The sequence below is a fragment of the Microbacterium sp. genome (assembly GCF_044508325.1).
Classification (GTDB): domain Bacteria; phylum Actinomycetota; class Actinomycetes; order Actinomycetales; family Microbacteriaceae; genus Microbacterium.
The window spans coordinates 73,746-90,571 of record NZ_JBIQHX010000004.1; the positions used below are offsets into that span (position 1 = coordinate 73,746).

The following is a 16,826-nucleotide window of genomic DNA, read 5'->3' on the forward strand; positions in this document are numbered from 1 at the left end:
CGTGCGGGCTACCATCAGGGAGGAGGAGGTGCCGATGACCCGCAGGCCGACGCTCGCCGACGTCGCCGCGGCGGCGGGCGTGTCGCCGTCGACGGCATCCGTGGTCTTCAGCAGGAAGGCGCCGGTGGCGGATGCCACGCGCGCCCGCGTGCTCGTGGCGGCGGCCGAGCTCGGCTACACCGGGCCGGACCCGTTCGCAGCCTCGCTGCGCACGGGCCGCAGCGGCATCGTCGGGGTCGTGCTCGAGGAGCATCTCGGCGTCGCCTTCCTCGATCCGGTCATGACGCTCACGATGGACGGGCTCGCCGACGCGGTCGCGCCGCTGGGCGCAGGGCTGCTGCTCCTGCCGCGCGGCAGCGGACTGGCCACGGCGCCCATCGACGCCGCCGTGCTCATCGGGGTGGGCGAGGCGACGCGCGGCTCGGTCGAGACGCTGCGGGCGCGCGGCATCCCTCTCGTCGCCATCGAGGGCGACGCGGGAGAGGGCGTCCCCCGCATCGAGCTCGACAACCGCGATGCCCAGCGCCGCGCCGCCGAGCACCTCCGCGATCTCGGCCATGCGCACGTGGCGATCGTGACCCTTCCGCCGCACCTCGATCTCACCCGAGACCGACTCGCAGGCGCCCGTGAGGTCTACCCCGACGCCCCCGTCCACGCGGCCGGCGGCAGCCTCATCGACGAGGGCCTGGCCGCCGGCCGCGCGATCCTGGCCGATCCGCGCGATCGCCCGACCGCGGTCATCGCGCAGAGCGACCTGCTGGCGGCGGGCGTCATCCGCGCGGCCGAGGAGCGCGGTCTGCGGGTGCCCGCCGACCTCAGCGTCACCGGGTTCGACGGCATCACCGTCGACGGCCTCGCACCCTACGAGCTCACCACCCTCGTGCAGCCCGCTGCCGAGAAGGGCAGGGCGGCGGGGGCGGCAGTGGCGGCGCTGCTGGAGGGGAGGGATGCCGCGGGCATCCGCTTCACCTGCGCCTTCCGGGCCGGTGGCACGACCGCGCCGCCGGCGGCGCGCCGGTAGACTTCACCCGTACCCGCCGCCCGCCGCCACGCCAGGCCGTCGAGCCCCTGAGGAGCCGCCGATGCTGATCCTCCTCGCGGCGTTCGCGGGGGTTCCGCTCGTTCTTCCGTGGCTCGTCCACCGCATCGGCACGCGGGCTTTCCACGTCGCGGCGGCGCTGTCGGCCATCGCCTTCGTCCACACGCTCGTGCTCACGCCCGCCGTGCTCAGCGGCGCGACGCCGTTCGAGACGTTCGCGTGGATCCCGGAGCTGGGCATCGAGCTGTCCATGCGCATGGACACCCTCTCGTGGCTGCTGACCCTCATCGTCACCGGTGTCGGCGCGCTGGTGATGCTGTACTGCCGGTGGTACTTCCACCGCAAGGACGAGGGCCTGGGCCAGTTCTCGGCCGTGCTGCTCGCCTTCGCCGGGGCGATGTACGGGCTCGTGCTCACCGATGACCTCGTCGTGCTGGTGATGTTCTGGGAGGTCACGAGCATCCTCTCGTACCTGCTCATCGGCTATTACCATCGCCGCGGGGCGAGCCGGCGTGCCGCGCTGCAGGCGCTGCTGGTGACCACGATCGGCGGGCTGGTCATGCTCATCGGGGTCGTGCTCCTGGTCGTCGAAGCCGGCACCTCGAGCCTGTCCGGCATCCTCGCCCTGGCTCCGCAGGGGCCCGCCGTCGACACGGCGCTCGTCCTGATCCTCGTCGGGGCGCTGAGCAAATCGGCGATCTTCCCGTTCCACTTCTGGCTGCCCGGCGCGATGGCCGCGCCCACCCCGGTCAGCGCATACCTGCACGCGGCGGCGATGGTGAAGGCGGGCATCTACCTCATCGCGCGCTTCGCCCCGGTGTACGCGATCGCCGCGCCGTGGCGTCCGATCGTCATCTCGCTCGGGGTGTTCACGATGCTCCTGGGCGGCCTCCAGGCGATGCGCGAGTCCGACCTCAAGCGCCTCCTCGCGTTCGGGACGGTGAGCCAGCTCGGCTTCCTGACCGTGGTGCTCGGCTTCGGCACCCGTGACGCCGCCCTCGCCGGGCTCGCGCTGCTGCTCGGTCACGCGCTGTTCAAGTCGAGCCTGTTCCTCGTGGTGGGCGTCATCGACCGGCAGCTGTCCACCCGTGATCTCGGCGAGCTGTCGGGCCTGGGCCGTCAGGCACCCGCGCTCGCGACGTTCTCGATCATCGCCGTGGCCTGCATGGCCGGCATCATCCCGACGATCGGGTTCGTCGCCAAGGAGGGTGCGCTGGCGGCGCTGCTGCACGAGGCGGTGGGCGGCTCGCCGTGGGGCATCGTCGCGCTCATCGGCGTCCTCCTCGGGTCCGTGCTGACCGTGGCATACGGCCTGAGGTTCGTCTGGGGCGCGTTCTGGACGAAGAAGGATGCCTCGGGCGCACCGAAGCCGGTCACGGAGTGGCCCCGCCCCCCGCTCGGCTTCGTCTCGGCGCCGATCGTGCTGTCGGCGCTCACCGTGGCCGCCGGCTTCGCGGCCCCGGCGCTGGACGCCGCGTTCGCGCGGTACGCCGACACGGCGCCGGAGGCGACGCCCGGGGTTCCCGCACCGGCGCATCCGGCGCATCTGGCGCTGTGGCACGGGCTCGAGCCGGCGCTGTGGCTGTCGCTGGGCACCATCGCGCTCGGCTTCGCCGTGTTCGTCGGGGCGCTCGCGATCTCGTGGGCGAGGTGGCGCCGCGTGCTGCCGTTCACCGCGCCCGAGGCGTACAACCTCACGCTGCGCACCGTCGCGCGCATCGCGGTGACCGTCACCAGTCTCACCCAGCGCGGCTCGCTGCCGGTGTACGTCGGCACGATCTTCCTGGTCTTCGTGGCCGCCGAGGGCAGCGTCCTGCTCGCCGACCCGGACTGGCGCGCCCAGCTGGACGCGTGGCAGTCGCCGACGCAGCTGTTCGCCGCACCGCTCATGATCGTCGCGGGCCTCATCGCGGTGCGGGCGCGCAAGCGCTACACCGGCGTCGTGCTCGTCTCGGTGACGGGCCTCGGCATGGTGATGCTGTTCGCCACCAGCGGCGCCCCCGACCTCGCCCTCACCCAGATCCTCATCGAGACGGTCACGATGGTGGCGTTCGCGCTCGTGCTGCGCCGGCTCCCGTCGCGCCTGGGCGAGCACAACGCATCGGTCGCGCCGGTCGCGCGTGCGGTGCTGGGGGCCGCCGTCGGACTCACCATGGCGATCGTGGTGATCATCGCCAGCGGCGCACGGGTGACCAGACCCATCTCCGAGGGCTTCCCGTCCCTCGCGTACGAACTCGGCCACGGCCGCAACGTCGTCAACGTGGCGCTGGTCGACCTGCGCGGCTGGGACACGATGGGCGAGCTGTCGGTGCTCATCCTGGCGGCCACGGGCGTGGCATCCCTCGTGTTCGTCACCCACCGCGCCGACCTGCTCTCGTCGACGTCGGCGCTGCCGGACCTGCGCACCCGGCGTCCGCTGGTGGAGACCGCGGAGGGTCTGCGCCCGCAGACCGGAAGCACCGGCCGCCGTGCGTGGCTCGTGGGCGGCCAGCGGGTGCTTCCAGAGAACCGCTCGATCATGCTCGAGGTGATCGTGCGGGTGCTGTTCCACACGATCATCGTCGTGTCGCTGTACGTGCTGTTCGCCGGGCACAACCTGCCCGGCGGCGGGTTCGCGGGCGGACTCATCGCGGGGATGGCGCTGGTGATGCGCTACATCGCGGGCGGGCGATACGAGCTGGGCGCGGCGGCACCGACCGATGCCGGCTGGTTCCTGGGGACGGGGATGGCGGTGTCCATCCTGTGCGCGATCGTGCCGCTCGCCTTCGGCCAGGCGCCGCTGACGAGTTCGTTCTTCGAGATCGAGCTTCCGCTGCTGGGCCACCTCGAGTTCGTGACCTCGACGATCTTCGACATCGGCGTGTACCTCGTGGTGATCGGCCTCGTGCTCGATGTGCTGCGCAGCCTCGGCGCCGAGGTCGATCGTCAGATCCAGGCCCTCCGTCCCGCGCACGGGCGCGCCGGGGGGGTGCGCGCGTGACCGTCTCCGGAGTGCTCGTGGTCATCATGGCCGTGCTGTTCGCGTGCGGCGTGTATGCGATGCTCGAGCGCAGCCTCACCCGCGTGCTCATCGGCTTCCTCCTGCTGGGCAACGCCGCGAACCTGCTGCTGCTCATCGTCATGGGCCAGCCGGGAGCGGCGCCGTTCTTCGGCGACGCCCAGCCCGACGAGATGACCGACCCGCTCCCCCAGGCGCTGACCCTCACCGCCATCGTGATCACGTTCGGCGTCTCCGCGTTCCTGCTGGCCCTCATCTACCGCTCGTGGCAGCTGGGTCAGGCCGACACCGTCACCGACGACGTCGAGGACATCGCGGTCCGCGAGCGCGGCGCCGACGAGGAGGACGAGCTCGACGAAGAGGTGGAGGTCGAGGACGAGGACGACGACGCCACCACCGACTTCGTGGGCCTGGAGACCTCGCCCATCACGATCGTGAGCAGCCGCGAGGTGCCCGGCATCGACGACGAGGCGCCCATCGACCGGCCCGACCCCCGCCGAGGGGGTGACCGCTGATGGACGCCCTCGTCCCGCTGCTGGTGACCCTCCCCCTCCTGGGAGCGGGAGTGAACCTCATCGCCAACCGCCGCCCGCGCGTGCAGGTGACGGTGTCGATCGTCACGCTGACGCTCGTGCTCGCGATCGCCGCGGTGCTGCTGGGCGTCGTCGACGCGGCCGACACCCCGCTGGCGGTCTCGGTCGGCGGCTGGCCGATCCCCTTCGGCATCGTTCTGTACGTCGATCGGCTGGCGGCCCTTCTGGTCGTCGTCTCGAGCGTCGTGCTGCTGGCCGTGCTGCTCTTCTCGGTCGGGCAGGGCGCGGCCGACGGCGACGAGGACACGCCGGTGTCGATCTTCCACCCGTCGTACCTGATCCTGGCGGCGGGGATCTTCACCGCGTTCATCGCCGGCGACCTGTTCAACCTCTACGTCGGGTTCGAGATCCTGCTCGTGGCGTCGTTCGTGCTCATCACGCTCGGATCGACCGAGTCGCGCATCCGCACCGGGGTCGTCTACATCGTCGTCTCGCTCGTGTCGTCGATCCTGTTCCTCGCGGCGATCGCGATGATCTACGCCGCCCTGGGCACGGTGAACATCGCGCAGATCGCCGAGCGCATGACCGAGCTGCCCCAGGACACGCAGCTGGTGCTGCACCTGCTGCTGCTGCTCGCCTTCAGCATCAAGGCGGCCGTCTTCCCGCTGTCGTTCTGGCTGCCCGACTCGTACCCGACCGCGCCCGCCCCGGTCACGGCGGTGTTCGCGGGCCTGCTGACCAAGGTCGGCGTGTACGCCATGATCCGCACCGAGACCCAGATCTTCCGCGACAACGACGTGAACCTGCTGCTGCTGATCGTGGCGCTGGCCACCCTCATCGTGGGCGTGCTCGGCGCCATCGCCCAGGCCGAGCTCAAGCGCATCCTGTCGTTCACGCTCGTCAGCCACGTGGGCTACATGGTGTTCGGGCTCGCGATCGCCACGCCGGTCGCGATCGGCGCGACGATCTACTACATGGTCCACCACATCGTGGTGCAGACGACCCTGTTCCTCGCGGTCGGTCTCGTGGAGCGCCGGGCGGGCTCCACATCGATCCTGCGGGTCAAGGGCCTCATGAAGGCCGCGCCGGTGATCGCCGTGCTCTACTTCATCCCGGCGATCAACCTCGGCGGCCTGCCGCCTTTCTCGGGCTTCATCGGCAAGTACGCGCTCTTCGACGCCGCCGCGCAGGTGGGCACGCCGATCATGATGGTGCTCATGGTCGGCGGCATCGTCACGTCGCTGCTCACGCTGTACGCGCTCATGCGCGCCTGGAACCTGGCCTTCTGGCGCGAGGACGACGACGACCTCGCCGAGACCGAGGTCGAGGCGCGGGTCGGCTACCTCGGCGGGGCGCCGGCGGCCGGCATCCAGACCGAGCGCCGCGTGATCCCCCGCATCATGACCTCGGCCACGGCGGGGATGGTCGCCGTCACCGTCGCGCTGACGATCTTCGCCGGCCCGCTCTACGACGTGTGCGCCCGGATCGGCGACGGTCTGCTGCGGCCGGTCCACCTCGAGCAGCTGATCCAGGCGGAGGTGGACGAATGAGTCCCAACGTCCCCGCCCAGAACCGCTGGCAGCGCCTGTGGCGCCAGCTTCCGTTCTTCCTGTGGCTGATCGCGCTGTGGATGCTGCTGTGGGGCCAGTTCACGGTGCTCGCCTTCGTCACCGGCGTGATCGTGGCCGTCGTGGTCACCAGCGCGTTCCGGCTGCCGCCGGCCGAGCTGTCCGGCCGGGTGAACCTGTGGTGGGGGCTGGTGTACGTCGTCGAGTTCCTGTGGGCGGTGCTGCGCAGCTCGCTGATCGTGGCCTGGCAGGTGTTCGACTGGCGCCGCCAGCCGGGGGCCGCGGTCATCGCCGTGCAGCTGCGCACCGACGACGATCTGATCCAGACGCACGTGGGCATCACGGCATCCCTCATCCCGGGCTCGCTCATCCTCGAGGCGGATCGCGACCGGCGCATCCTCTACCTGCACGTGATCGGCGTCCACACCGACGAGCAGCTGGCGGCGCAGCACCGCAGCGTCCTGCACTGGGAGGAGCGGATCGTGCGGGCCGTCGGCTCGCGTGCCCAGCTGGAACTCGTGGGGGGTGGGCGCCGATGACCGTGCTGACGATCGTGATCTTCGTCGTGTTCGCCGTCGCGGCGCTGCTGGCGCTCGTGCGGATCGTGATCGGGCCGTCGATCCTCGACCGCGCGGTGGCCTCGGACGTGCTGCTGACCGAGGTGCTGTGCATCCTCGGGGCGGACATGGTGATCAATCACCACATCCGCACTCTGCCGATCGTGCTGATCATCGCCGCGGTCGGCGTGTTCGGGTCCATCGCCATCGCGCGCTTCGTCGCGAGGAAGGACAACACGCCGCGATGAACGGAGGGATGCCGTGAACTGGGACGCCGTCTGGGACGTGACCGCCCTGGTGCTGGTGCTGTGCGGGGCGCTGCTGTGCCTGACCGCCTCGGCGGGACTGCTGCGCTTCCGCGACGTGCCCACGCGCCTGCACGCCGCGACGAAGCCGCAGGTGCTGGGACTGATCCTCATCTGCCTGGCGATCGCGCTCGCCATGCGGTCGTGGACCGTGGTCGCGTTCCTCGTGCCGATCATCCTCATCCAGTTCGCGACCGCGCCCCTGTCGGCCCACATGATCGGCCGTGCCGCCTACCGCAACGGAACCATCGACGAGCGGGGCCTCTACGCCGACGAGCTGCGCGACGCGCACGAGACCCCGCCCGCGGCGGGCGGCTGAGCGAGCGGACGTGCGGGTCAGTCCGCCGGCGCGAGCACGAGCGTGTGCGCCGCGGCGGCCTTCACGGCCGCGCGTGAGAAGGGCCACGGCGACAGCCGCACGTGCGCCCAGTCCTCGGCCTGGTCGACGTAGTTCGGGTGGAACGCGTGGCCGCTGTTGCCGGTGAGGTGATTCCACAGCGACAGGTCGAAGTCCGACAGGTCGACGATCATGCGCATCGAGGGCACCGTCACGGTCTCGAAGGATTCGCCGACGACCCAGCCGGTGGCATCCACCACCGATGAGCCGCCGCCGACCGGGAACGGACCCCGGTTGAACAGCCACTCGATCGGCGCGATGCCCGAAGAGCCGAACGTGCTGCTGGTGAGCCGCAGCGCGTGCAGGCTCCCCCAGTTCCAGTTCCTCGTGTTCTCGCCCTGCAGCTCGACCATCCGCGCGTAGGCGTCGACCGCGACGTCGGCGAGCACCGCATCGCGCGGGCCGCCGGCAGCCTGCCACCACGGCGAATCCGGGTCGTCGAGCAGCGTGTCGACGACGAGGAACAGACGGCTCTGACTCGTCAGCGGCGCGCCGGCGTCGGCGAACAGCCGCACCGCCAGGGTGTCCCAGAGCACGTTCGCGTAGGCGGCCGCGGGCGAGTCGGCGTCGTTCTGTCCGTCCCAGGCACGCAGCAGCTGGACCGCCGCGGCGGCCTTCTCATCGGCGATCGGCACATCCTTGTAGGCGGCGGCCAGCTGCAGACCCATCCAGAACTCCTTGTCGGCCTGGATCTCCTGCATGCCCTCGGCCGTGAGCTTCCCGGTCGCGACCTGACGCTGGATGAGCGTGGCGATGCGTGCGGCGCGCCAGCCGTAGTCCCAGTCGTTCGTGAGGAAGTACGGGTACTCGGCGCCCACGACGGCGTTGTTGGCGGTGACGATGTAGCCCTGCGACGGATTGGTCACCGACGGCAGCTCCTCGAACGGGATGAAGCCCGTCCAGTCGTAGGCGCTGTCCCACCCGGGCTGCGGGAGCGACCCGTCGCCGGCGCCGCGGATCGGCAGCTTCCCCGGAGTCTGGTACCCGATGTTCCCGGCGGTGTCGGCGTAGATGAGGTTCTGCGCGGGCACGTCGAACAGGGCGGCCGCGGCCTGGAACCCCTCCCAGTCCTTGGCGACGTCCAGCGCGAAGATGGATGCCCCCGTCGTTCCCGGCTGCAGAGCGGTCCACTGCAGCGCGACCGCGTACTCCGATCCCTCCGGGGCGCCGCCGGGGATGTCGCCGTCGGCGACGGCGGTGAAGTCGTCGGTGAGCCCGGACACGATCGGGCCGTGCACGGTGGAGCGGATCTCGAGGTCCACGTCGTCGCCGCCGGCGACCGAGATCGTCTCGTGGCGGATCTCCAGCGGCACGAGCACGCCGTCCCGCCAGTACTGGTCGCCCTGGACCGCCTCGATGTAGAGATCGACGACATCCGTCGTCAGGTTCGTGAAGCCCCACGCGATGTGCGCGTTGTGGCCGATGATCACGCCCGGAACACCCGAGAACCCGAACCCGGCGACGTCGAACGGGCACGTCTCGGTCACGACCCGGCACTTGAGGTCGACCTGGTGCCAGATCGAGGGCATCGAGGCGCCGAGGTGCGGGTCGTTGGCCAGCAGCGGCAGTCCGCTCTCGGTGAGGTCGCCGGAGACGACCCACGAGTTCGACCCGATGCCCTCTCCGGCGCCGCCCAGCAGCGTGCTCGCGGCCTCGACGACCGAGCCCACCTCGGTCCAGGCGATCGATGCGGTGCGGACGCCGGCATCCTCTCCGGAGCCTGCGCTCGCAGCGCGCGCGGTCGTGGGCACGGGCACGATCGTCGGATTGCGGTCGTACGGATACGCCGGGTACAGCTCGGCGATCTGTTCGGGCGTGTGCTCCTGCGCCAGCAGCGCGCGCTCGGTCTCGGCCTCGATGTTCTCGCGGAGGTCCCAGGCCATCGCCTTCAGCCACGCCAGCGAGTCGGCGACGGTCCACGGCTCGATCTCGTAGCCCGGGTTCTGAAGATCGAGGATCGCGTACTCGAGGGATGCCTCGGCGCCCCGGTGCTCGGCGAGGTAGGCGTTCACGCCGTCCGCGTAGGCCTGGTAATACCCGCGCACGGTGTCGTCCAGCAGCTCGACCTCCTGCTCGGCGACCGCGCGCCAGCCGAGCGTGCGCAGGAACATGTCGGTCTCCAGCTGCGACTCGCCGAACAGCTCGGAGAGCCGGCCGCTGGTGACGTGCCGGCGGAAGTCCATCTCCCAGAAGCGATCCTGCGCGTGCACGTACCCCTGCGCGAAGAACAGGTCGCCGGTGGTGTTGGCGACGATGGTGGCCGCGCCCTGCTCGGTGCGCATCACCTCGATCTGGGCGTTGAGGCCCGGCGTCTGCACGGTGCCGTCGAGGGTGGGGAACGAGCGCTGCACGGTCCAGGCGACGAAGCCGGCGGCGACCAGCGCGAGCACGACGATCCCTGCGATCAGCCCGAACACGCTGATGCCGATGATGCGGCCGACGGAGCGGCGGCGTGGCGGGGCGTCATCGAACGAGATGTCGATCGGCGAGGTCTGGGTCGTCATCAGGGCACTCTCGAGTCAATCGGGCACGACGAGCCGCACGCGGTCGGGTCGGCGCGTGGGCTCCCGGCATCGTATCCCGTGCCGGGGAGGATGCCGAACGGCGTTCGGAATCCTCAGTCGGCGCCGAAGTCGAACGACGCGGATTCCGAGGCGCCGTCCACCGCCTCGGCCAGCTGCTCGCCCTCGGCCGAGGTCTTCTCGACGTGATCGGTGATCTCGTCGGCCTCGCCCTTCTCCAGCCGGCCGACGAGGTCGCCGGTCGCCCCGCCGATGAGGCCGAGTCCGGCGTAGTGCTCCAGGCGGGTGCGCGAGTCGGCGATGTCGAGGTTGCGCATGGTGAGCTGGCCGATGCGGTCAGTGGGGCCGAAAGCGGCGTCGCCCACCCGTTCCATCGAGAGCTTCTCGGGTGCGTACGACAGCCCCGGGCCGTCGGTGTCGAGGATCGTGTAGTCGTCGCCGCGGCGCAGCCGCAGCGTCACGGTGCCCGAGATCGCCGAGCCCACCCACTTCTGGATCGACTCGCGCAGCATGAGCGACTGGGGCTCGAGCCACCGCCCCTCGTACATGAGGCGGCCCAGGCGCCGGCCCTGCTCGTGATAGGTCGCCAGAGTGTCCTCGTTGAGGATCGCGTTGACCAGACGCTCGTAGGCGATGAACAGCAGCGCCATGCCGGGCGCCTCGTAGATGCCGCGGGATTTCGCCTCGATGATGCGGTTCTCGATCTGGTCGCTCATGCCCAGGCCGTGCCGGCCGCCGATGCGGTTGGCTTCGATGACCAGCTCGACGGGGTCATCGAAGTCGCGATCGTTCAGGGCCACCGGCCGGCCGCGGTCGAAGGTCACCGAGACATCCTCGGTCCGGATCTCGACCTCCGGGTCCCAGAACCGCACGCCCATGATCGGATCCACGGTCTCCAGCGACACGTCCAGGTGCTCGAGGGTCTTGGCCTCGTGGGTGGCACCCCAGATGTTCGCGTCGGTGGAGTACGCCTTCTCGGCCGAGTCGCGATACGGGAACCCGTGCTCGACGAGCCACGCGCTCATCTCGGCGCGGCCGCCCAGCTCGGTGACGAACTCGGCATCCAGCCACGGCTTGTAGATGCGCAGCGCGGGGTTGGCCAGCAGCCCGTAGCGGTAGAAGCGCTCGATGTCGTTGCCCTTGTACGTCGACCCGTCGCCCCAGATGTCGACTCCGTCCTCCTTCATCGCGCGCACCAGCAGCGTGCCGGTGACGGCGCGGCCGATGGGGGTGGTGTTGAAGTAGGTGCGTCCCCCGGAGCGGATGTGGAACGCACCGCACGCGAGCGCCCCGAAGCCCTCCTCCACGAGGGCGCGCCGGCAGTCCACCAGGCGCGAGACCTCGGCGCCGTACTCCAGCGCGCGGTCCGGGATCGCGGCGATGTCGTCTTCGTCGGGCTGGCCGAGATCTCCCGTGTAGGTGCAGGGCACGGCGCCCTTGTGACGCATCCACGCGACCGCGACGGAGGTGTCCAGACCCCCCGAGAAGGCGATGCCGACGCGCTCGCCGACGGGCAGGGACTGGAGGACCTTCGACATGGTGCTCAAGTCTAGTGAGCGGATGTCCGCGGCTAGACTCCGGCCATGACGGGCGTGCGCTACCTCGACCTCTCTGATCCTGCGTTCGACGTGACCTCGGCCGAGGTGCACGAGGCGCGGGAGGAGGACTGGTTCGCCGAGACCCCGTACGGGTGGGCGATCCTGCGCTACGACGAGGGCACGGCACTGCTGAAGGACAAGCGGTTCCGGCAGGGCAATGCCCGGTGGCCCGACCAGAACGGCATCCATGACGGCCCGTGGCGCCAGTGGTGGCAGGAGACCCTGCTGAGCCTGGAGGGTCAGGATCACCTGCGCCTGCGGCGGCTGCTCGGCCCCGCCTTCCGCAGCAGGACGATCGAGGCGATGCGGCCGCGGTTCCAGGAGCTGGCGAACGACCTCATCGACGCGTTCCCCGGACCGGATGCCGACGGCTGGCGTCGGGTCGAGTTCGTCACCGCGTTCGCCGAGCCGTACTCCGCGCGCATCCTGTGCTTCCTGCTGGGGCTGCCCGACGACGAGTGGCCGCAGGTCGCGCACTGGGCCGACGACCTCGGCAAGTCGTTCGGCATCAATGTGCGCAGCGACCTGCCGCGCATCGAGGCCGCGCTGGAGGGACTCACCGGCTACATCGAGGAGGTCGTCGCAGACCGGCAGGCCCACCCCCGCGACGACCTGGTCACCACGCTGATCGCCGCGCACGAGGAGGGGGACCAGCTCAGCCGCCGCGAACTGAGCGTGGCCCTCGTCTTCCTCGCCTTCGCCGGAATGGAGACCACTCGCAACCAGCTCGGACTCGCGCTGCAGACCCTGCTCGCGCACCCCGGCCAATGGCGGCTGCTCGCCGAGCGGCCAGAGCTGGGCGCCCGAGCGGTCGAAGAGGTCATGCGGGTGAACCCGACCGTGACCTGGGTGACCCGCGAGGCCGTCGAAGACGTCGACCTGCACGGCCTGCACATCCCGCAGGGCGGCATCGTGCAGGTGCTCTCCCATGCGATGGGCACCGACCCGCGCGCGATGGGCGACCATGTGCCGTTCGACATCGGCTGCGACGACCGGCCGCTGCACAGCGGTTTCGGAGGAGGCATCCACCACTGCCTCGGCCACTTCGTCGCCCGCACCGACATGTCGGTGGCCCTGCCGCTGCTGGCCGGACGCATGCCGGAGGCCGAGCCCGACGGCGAAGGGACCTGGCTGCCCGTGTCGGGCAATACGGGGCCGGTGCGCTACCCCATCCGGTTCCGGCCTGCTTGGATGGACGAATGAGCGTGCACGTGAACACGGACAATTTCGTCCGGGCAGAGACCGACCGGATGCTCCACGGGATCCAGCGCGATGCGGGCGGTGTGAACGTCTTCCGGCACAATCGGACCCCCGCCCCCATCGACGAGCAGACCGTCATCCGCCTGAACCGCGACACGCTGTACAGCTTCGCCGTGGTGGACCTGAGCGGCGGCGCGCACGTGACGGTTCCGGAGGCGGCCGGCCGATACCTCTCGGTGATGATCCTCGATCGCGACCACTACGTGCGTGCGGTGCTGCACGACCCCGGCTCGTACGACCTGGCTGCGCTGGCGCCGGGCACCGACTACGCCCTCGTCGCGGTGCGGACGCTCGTCGATCCCGGCGACCCGGCCGACCTCGCCGCGGTCGCATCCGTGCAGGACGGACTGGCGCTCGCAGCCGGCTCGGCTCGGTCCTTCGAGCTGCCGGACTACGACACCGCGTCGTTCGACGCCACCCGCGCGGCACTGCTGCAGCTGGCGGCCGGCCTGCGCGGGTTCGACCGCATGTTCGGGCGGCGGGACGAGGTCGACCCGGTGCGCCATCTCATCGGAACCGCCGCAGGGTGGGGCGGCCTGCCGCAGAGCGAGGCATCCTACGTCGGCGTCGATCCGCAGCTGCCGGTGGGCCACTACGAGCTCACGCTCCGCGACGTGCCGGTCGATGCCTTCTGGTCGGTGTCGGTGTACAACGCCGCCGGCTTCTTCGAGCCCAACTCGGAGGACAGGTACACGGTGAACAGCATCACCGGCGTACCCGACGCCGACGGCGCGATCACGGTCCGGTTCACACCGCCCGGCGAGGCGGGCGAGGCCAACAGCATCCCGCTGCCGGAGGGGTGGAACTACCTCGTGCGGTTCTACCGGCCGCGCGCTGCGCTCCTCGACGGCACCTGGTCGCTGCCGGATCTCGTGGCCCGCTGACGTCCGACGCCCACCACGAACCAGGCGACGAGGGCGATCACGATCGCGATGGCGGCGATGTACAGGGCGACGCCGCCGTAGCCCCAGGGCTGCAGGTGCGGGTCGAGGAACGGATACGGATACCACCACGGATCGCCCGTCACGGGGTTCACGGTGAGCGGACCCCGCACGAGTGTGTACAGGGCCCACGCGAGGGGGACCGCGATGACGATGAGGATGCGGTTCCAGGCGAGCCTGCGCCGGCCCGGTCCCACCAGCACGTCCAGCAGCAGGAAGATCGGGCCGACCAGGTGCAGGATCTCGTTCGACCAGGGGATCGGCTCGCTCCCCTGCGGAAGCGGGATGCCGCGCAGGAGCGTGTTGTAGACGATCCCCGTCACGATCATGTACGTCGACACGCACGCCAGCGCGACGCCGAGCGCCGGCGGCTCGGTCGCCTCGGCGCCGCGCGCCCGACGGGCGAACCACCGCACGGCGGCCCAGGCGAGGACGAGGGCCGCCGCCGTGTTGGACAGGATCGTGAAGAAGCTGAAGAAGTTGACGATCGTCGTGGTGACGTCCCGGCCGAGCTCTGCGGCGGTGGCGACGGACTTCATGAACTGCGCGACGACGGCGGCCGCGATGGCCGCGGCCATCAGCAGCCGCAGCGCGCTCCACACGACGGGCATGGGATCACACTAGAGGCGCCTCGATAGGATGGGGTGCAACCCGTCCCGAGTGACCCGGAGGGCCCCTCATGCCAGGAATCGTGATCGTCGGCGTCCAATGGGGCGATGAGGGCAAGGGCAAGGCGACCGACCTGCTCGGCGACCGTACCGACTGGGTCGTGAAGTTCAACGGCGGGAACAACGCCGGCCACACGGTGGTGATCGGCGACGAGAAGTACGCGCTGCACCTGCTGCCCTCGGGCATCCTCTCGCCCGGCGTCAACGCGGTCATCGGCAACGGCGTCGTCGTCGACCTGGAGGTGCTGTTCGCCGAGCTCGAGGCTCTGCACGCCCGCGGCGTCGACACGTCGCGGCTGCGGATCAGCGCCAATGCGCACATCATCACGCACTACCACCGGACGCTCGACAAGGTCACCGAGCGCTTCCTCGGCAAGCGCCAGATCGGCACGACCGGACGCGGCATCGGGCCGGCGTACGCCGACAAGATCAACCGCGTCGGCATCCGCGTGCAGGACCTGTTCGACGAGAACATCCTGCGGCAGAAGGTCGAGGGCGCGCTCGACCAGAAGAACCACCTGCTGCTGAAGGTCTACAACCGCCGCGCGATCACGTGCGACGAGATCGTCGACGACCTGCTGTCGTACGCGGAGCGTCTGCGGCCGATGGTCGCCGACACGTCGCTCCTGCTCAACGACGCCCTGGACGCCGGCGAGGTCGTCGTCTTCGAGGGCGGCCAGGCGACGATGCTCGACGTCGACCACGGCACGTACCCCTTCGTGACCTCGTCGTCGGCCACGGCCGGCGGCGCGGCCACCGGGTCGGGCGTCGGACCCAACCGACTCGACCGGCTGGTGGGCATCGTGAAGGCCTACACGACCCGGGTCGGCGCAGGACCTTTCCCGACCGAGCTGTTCGACGAGAGCGGGGAGTGGCTGCGTTCCCGCGGGTTCGAGTTCGGCACCACCACCGGCCGCCCGCGCCGCGTGGGCTGGTACGACGCGCCGATCACCCGCTATGCGACGCGGATCAACGGCCTCACCGACCTGGTGCTGACCAAGCTCGACATCCTCACCGGTCTCGAGGAGATCCCGGTCTGCGTCGCCTATGACGTCGACGGGGAGCGGTTCGACGAGATGCCGGTCAACCAGACCGACTTCCACCATGCCCGGCCGATCTACGAGCGCTTCCCGGGCTGGCAGGAGGACATCTCGGGCGTGCGCACGTTCGACGACCTGCCCGGCACCGCGCGCGACTATGTGCTCGCACTCGAGGAGATGAGCGGCAGCCACATCTCGGTGATCGGCGTGGGCGCCTCGCGCGACGCGGTGGTCGTGCGGCGCGATCTGATCTGATGCTCCTGCTGGTCGGGGCCTACACCGCCGAGATGGGCGGGCGCGCCACCGGCGTCGGCGTGCTCCGGGCCGAGCGCGCCCTCGCTTTCGAGGGCGACGCTGCCGCGGTGCAGGGCTCGCCGTCGTGGCTCGCCCACCACCCCGGCGGCGGTGTCGTCTACGCGGCCCTCGAAGGTGCGGGGACCGTCCAGGCCTTCCGCCGCAGCGGTGAGGCAGCATATGCCGCCATCGGAATGCCGGCGGAGGCGGGCGAGCTCGTCTGCCACGTGGCGGTGGCACCGGACGGAGGGTCACTGGTCGCCTCGTGCTGGGGCGACGGGCGGGTGGTGCGGATGACGCTGGATGCCGCAGGCATCCCGGCCGACCCGGTCATCGCCGCCGCGGCGACCGATCCGTACCCGCTCCCCGAGCGCACCCCGCTCCCCGAGCGCACCCCGCTCCCCGGGCGCACCGCGCTTCCCGAGCGCACCGCGCTTCCCGAGCGCACCCCGCTCCCCGAGCGCACCCCGCTTCCCGAGCGCACCCCGCTTCCCGAGCTCGTCGAGGGGCGCACCTCCCGCGCCCACGCCGCCGCCTTCCTCCCCGAGGGGCGCGTGGCCACGACGGACGCCGGCTTCGACCTGGTGCGCATCTGGCGCCCGGCGCCGGACGGCCTGCGCCACGACCACGACGTCGTGCTGCCCCGCGGCTGCGGACCGCGACACCTGCTCGTCCACCCGAGCGGCCATCTCTGCGTGATCACCGAGCACTCGGGCGAGGTCTTCGTCCTGGCCCGTGCGGCGTCGGGCCGTTGGGGCGTCGTGTCCGGCACGCCGGTCTCGCCGGCCGCGCTGCCGGGCGACGCCGCAGCCGAGCTGGCCGCATCGCGCGACGGCGTGTTCCTCTACGCGGGGCTGCGCGGCTCCGACACGATCGCGACCCTGCGCGTGCGCGGTGCGGGCGAGCGCGTGGAGCCCGTCGCCCTCGTCGAGTCGGGCGTGCGCTGGCCGCGTCACCACCTGGTCGCGGACGACACGCTGCTGGTTGCCGGCGAGCGCTCCGATGCGGTCGCCGCACTCACGCTCGACGAGCGCACCGGCGTTCCCGGCCGGGTGCGGCAGCGCGCCCAGGCCCCGTCGCCGGCGTGCCTCCTCCCGATCGGCTGA

General features: G+C 70.9%; 14 protein-coding genes. 11 read left to right on the forward strand and 3 right to left on the reverse strand.

Annotation, left to right across the window (positions count from 1 at the left end; translation table 11 throughout):
* The first annotated feature begins 34 nt into the window (after positions 1–34).
* The 7 genes from ACIWQI_RS04720 (at position 35) to mnhG (ending at position 7,319) form a co-directional block, all read left to right on the forward strand.
* On the forward strand, positions 35–1,021 hold the full coding sequence (locus ACIWQI_RS04720; RefSeq protein ID WP_396655959.1) for a LacI family DNA-binding transcriptional regulator: 987 nt from the start codon (positions 35–37) through the stop codon (positions 1,019–1,021).
* A 61-nt stretch (positions 1,022–1,082) separates the two neighbouring features.
* The gene (locus ACIWQI_RS04725) at positions 1,083–4,019 is read left to right on the forward strand and encodes a Na+/H+ antiporter subunit A (protein WP_396655960.1); all 2,937 of its coding nucleotides are present in this window, start codon (positions 1,083–1,085) and stop codon (positions 4,017–4,019) included.
* Entirely contained in the window at positions 4,016–4,552 is a 537-nt protein-coding gene (locus tag ACIWQI_RS04730; protein ID WP_396655961.1) for a Na(+)/H(+) antiporter subunit C, read from the forward strand. The genes ACIWQI_RS04725 and ACIWQI_RS04730 overlap by 4 nt, the downstream gene beginning before the upstream one ends.
* Positions 4,552–6,120: a Na+/H+ antiporter subunit D gene (locus ACIWQI_RS04735; RefSeq protein WP_396655962.1), complete on the forward strand. Its 1,569-nt coding sequence runs from the start codon at positions 4,552–4,554 to the stop codon at positions 6,118–6,120. The genes ACIWQI_RS04730 and ACIWQI_RS04735 overlap by 1 nt, the downstream gene beginning before the upstream one ends.
* Entirely contained in the window at positions 6,117–6,677 is a 561-nt protein-coding gene (locus tag ACIWQI_RS04740; protein ID WP_396655963.1) for a Na+/H+ antiporter subunit E, read from the forward strand. Before ACIWQI_RS04735 ends, ACIWQI_RS04740 begins: the two co-directional genes overlap by 4 nt.
* A complete protein-coding gene (locus tag ACIWQI_RS04745) occupies positions 6,674–6,943 on the forward strand; it encodes a monovalent cation/H+ antiporter complex subunit F (protein ID WP_396655964.1) in 270 nt (89 codons plus the stop codon). The genes ACIWQI_RS04740 and ACIWQI_RS04745 overlap by 4 nt, the downstream gene beginning before the upstream one ends.
* A gap of 13 nt (positions 6,944–6,956) precedes the next feature.
* Positions 6,957–7,319, forward strand: coding sequence for a monovalent cation/H(+) antiporter subunit G (gene mnhG / locus ACIWQI_RS04750; protein ID WP_396655966.1), 363 nt, complete (start codon positions 6,957–6,959; stop codon positions 7,317–7,319).
* Positions 7,320–7,336: 17 nt separating this feature from the next.
* On the opposite strand, the gene ACIWQI_RS04755 is transcribed toward mnhG, so the two are convergent.
* Together ACIWQI_RS04755 and argG are read right to left on the reverse strand one after the other, a co-directional pair.
* The gene (locus ACIWQI_RS04755) at positions 7,337–9,901 is read right to left on the reverse strand and encodes a penicillin acylase family protein (RefSeq protein WP_396655967.1); all 2,565 of its coding nucleotides are present in this window, start codon (positions 9,899–9,901) and stop codon (positions 7,337–7,339) included.
* A 113-nt stretch (positions 9,902–10,014) separates the two neighbouring features.
* Complete coding sequence (gene argG, locus ACIWQI_RS04760) at positions 10,015–11,457, reverse strand: argininosuccinate synthase (protein ID WP_396655968.1); 1,443 nt, start codon at positions 11,455–11,457, stop codon at positions 10,015–10,017.
* Between the two features lie 45 nt (positions 11,458–11,502).
* Here argG and ACIWQI_RS04765 point away from each other — a divergent pair, with 45 nt between their 5' ends.
* Both ACIWQI_RS04765 and ACIWQI_RS04770 read left to right on the forward strand, forming a co-directional pair.
* Positions 11,503–12,720 (forward strand): cytochrome P450, encoded by a 1,218-nt coding sequence (locus tag ACIWQI_RS04765; protein WP_396655969.1) that lies wholly within the window; start codon positions 11,503–11,505, stop codon positions 12,718–12,720.
* 8 nt (positions 12,721–12,728) lie between these two features.
* Positions 12,729–13,661 carry a DUF1254 domain-containing protein gene (locus tag ACIWQI_RS04770; protein WP_396655970.1) on the forward strand — a complete coding sequence of 311 codons (933 nt, stop codon included), beginning with the start codon at positions 12,729–12,731 and terminating at the stop codon, positions 13,659–13,661.
* On the opposite strand, the gene ACIWQI_RS04775 is transcribed toward ACIWQI_RS04770, so the two are convergent.
* The gene (locus ACIWQI_RS04775; protein WP_396655971.1) at positions 13,598–14,329 is read right to left on the reverse strand and encodes a Pr6Pr family membrane protein; all 732 of its coding nucleotides are present in this window, start codon (positions 14,327–14,329) and stop codon (positions 13,598–13,600) included. The genes ACIWQI_RS04770 and ACIWQI_RS04775 overlap by 64 nt on opposite strands.
* 68 nt (positions 14,330–14,397) lie before the next feature.
* Here ACIWQI_RS04775 and ACIWQI_RS04780 point away from each other — a divergent pair, with 68 nt between their 5' ends.
* Together ACIWQI_RS04780 and ACIWQI_RS04785 are read left to right on the forward strand one after the other, a co-directional pair.
* The gene (locus ACIWQI_RS04780) at positions 14,398–15,681 is read left to right on the forward strand and encodes an adenylosuccinate synthase (protein WP_396655972.1); all 1,284 of its coding nucleotides are present in this window, start codon (positions 14,398–14,400) and stop codon (positions 15,679–15,681) included.
* On the forward strand, positions 15,681–16,826 hold the full coding sequence (locus tag ACIWQI_RS04785; protein WP_396655973.1) for a lactonase family protein: 1,146 nt from the start codon (positions 15,681–15,683) through the stop codon (positions 16,824–16,826). The genes ACIWQI_RS04780 and ACIWQI_RS04785 overlap by 1 nt, the downstream gene beginning before the upstream one ends.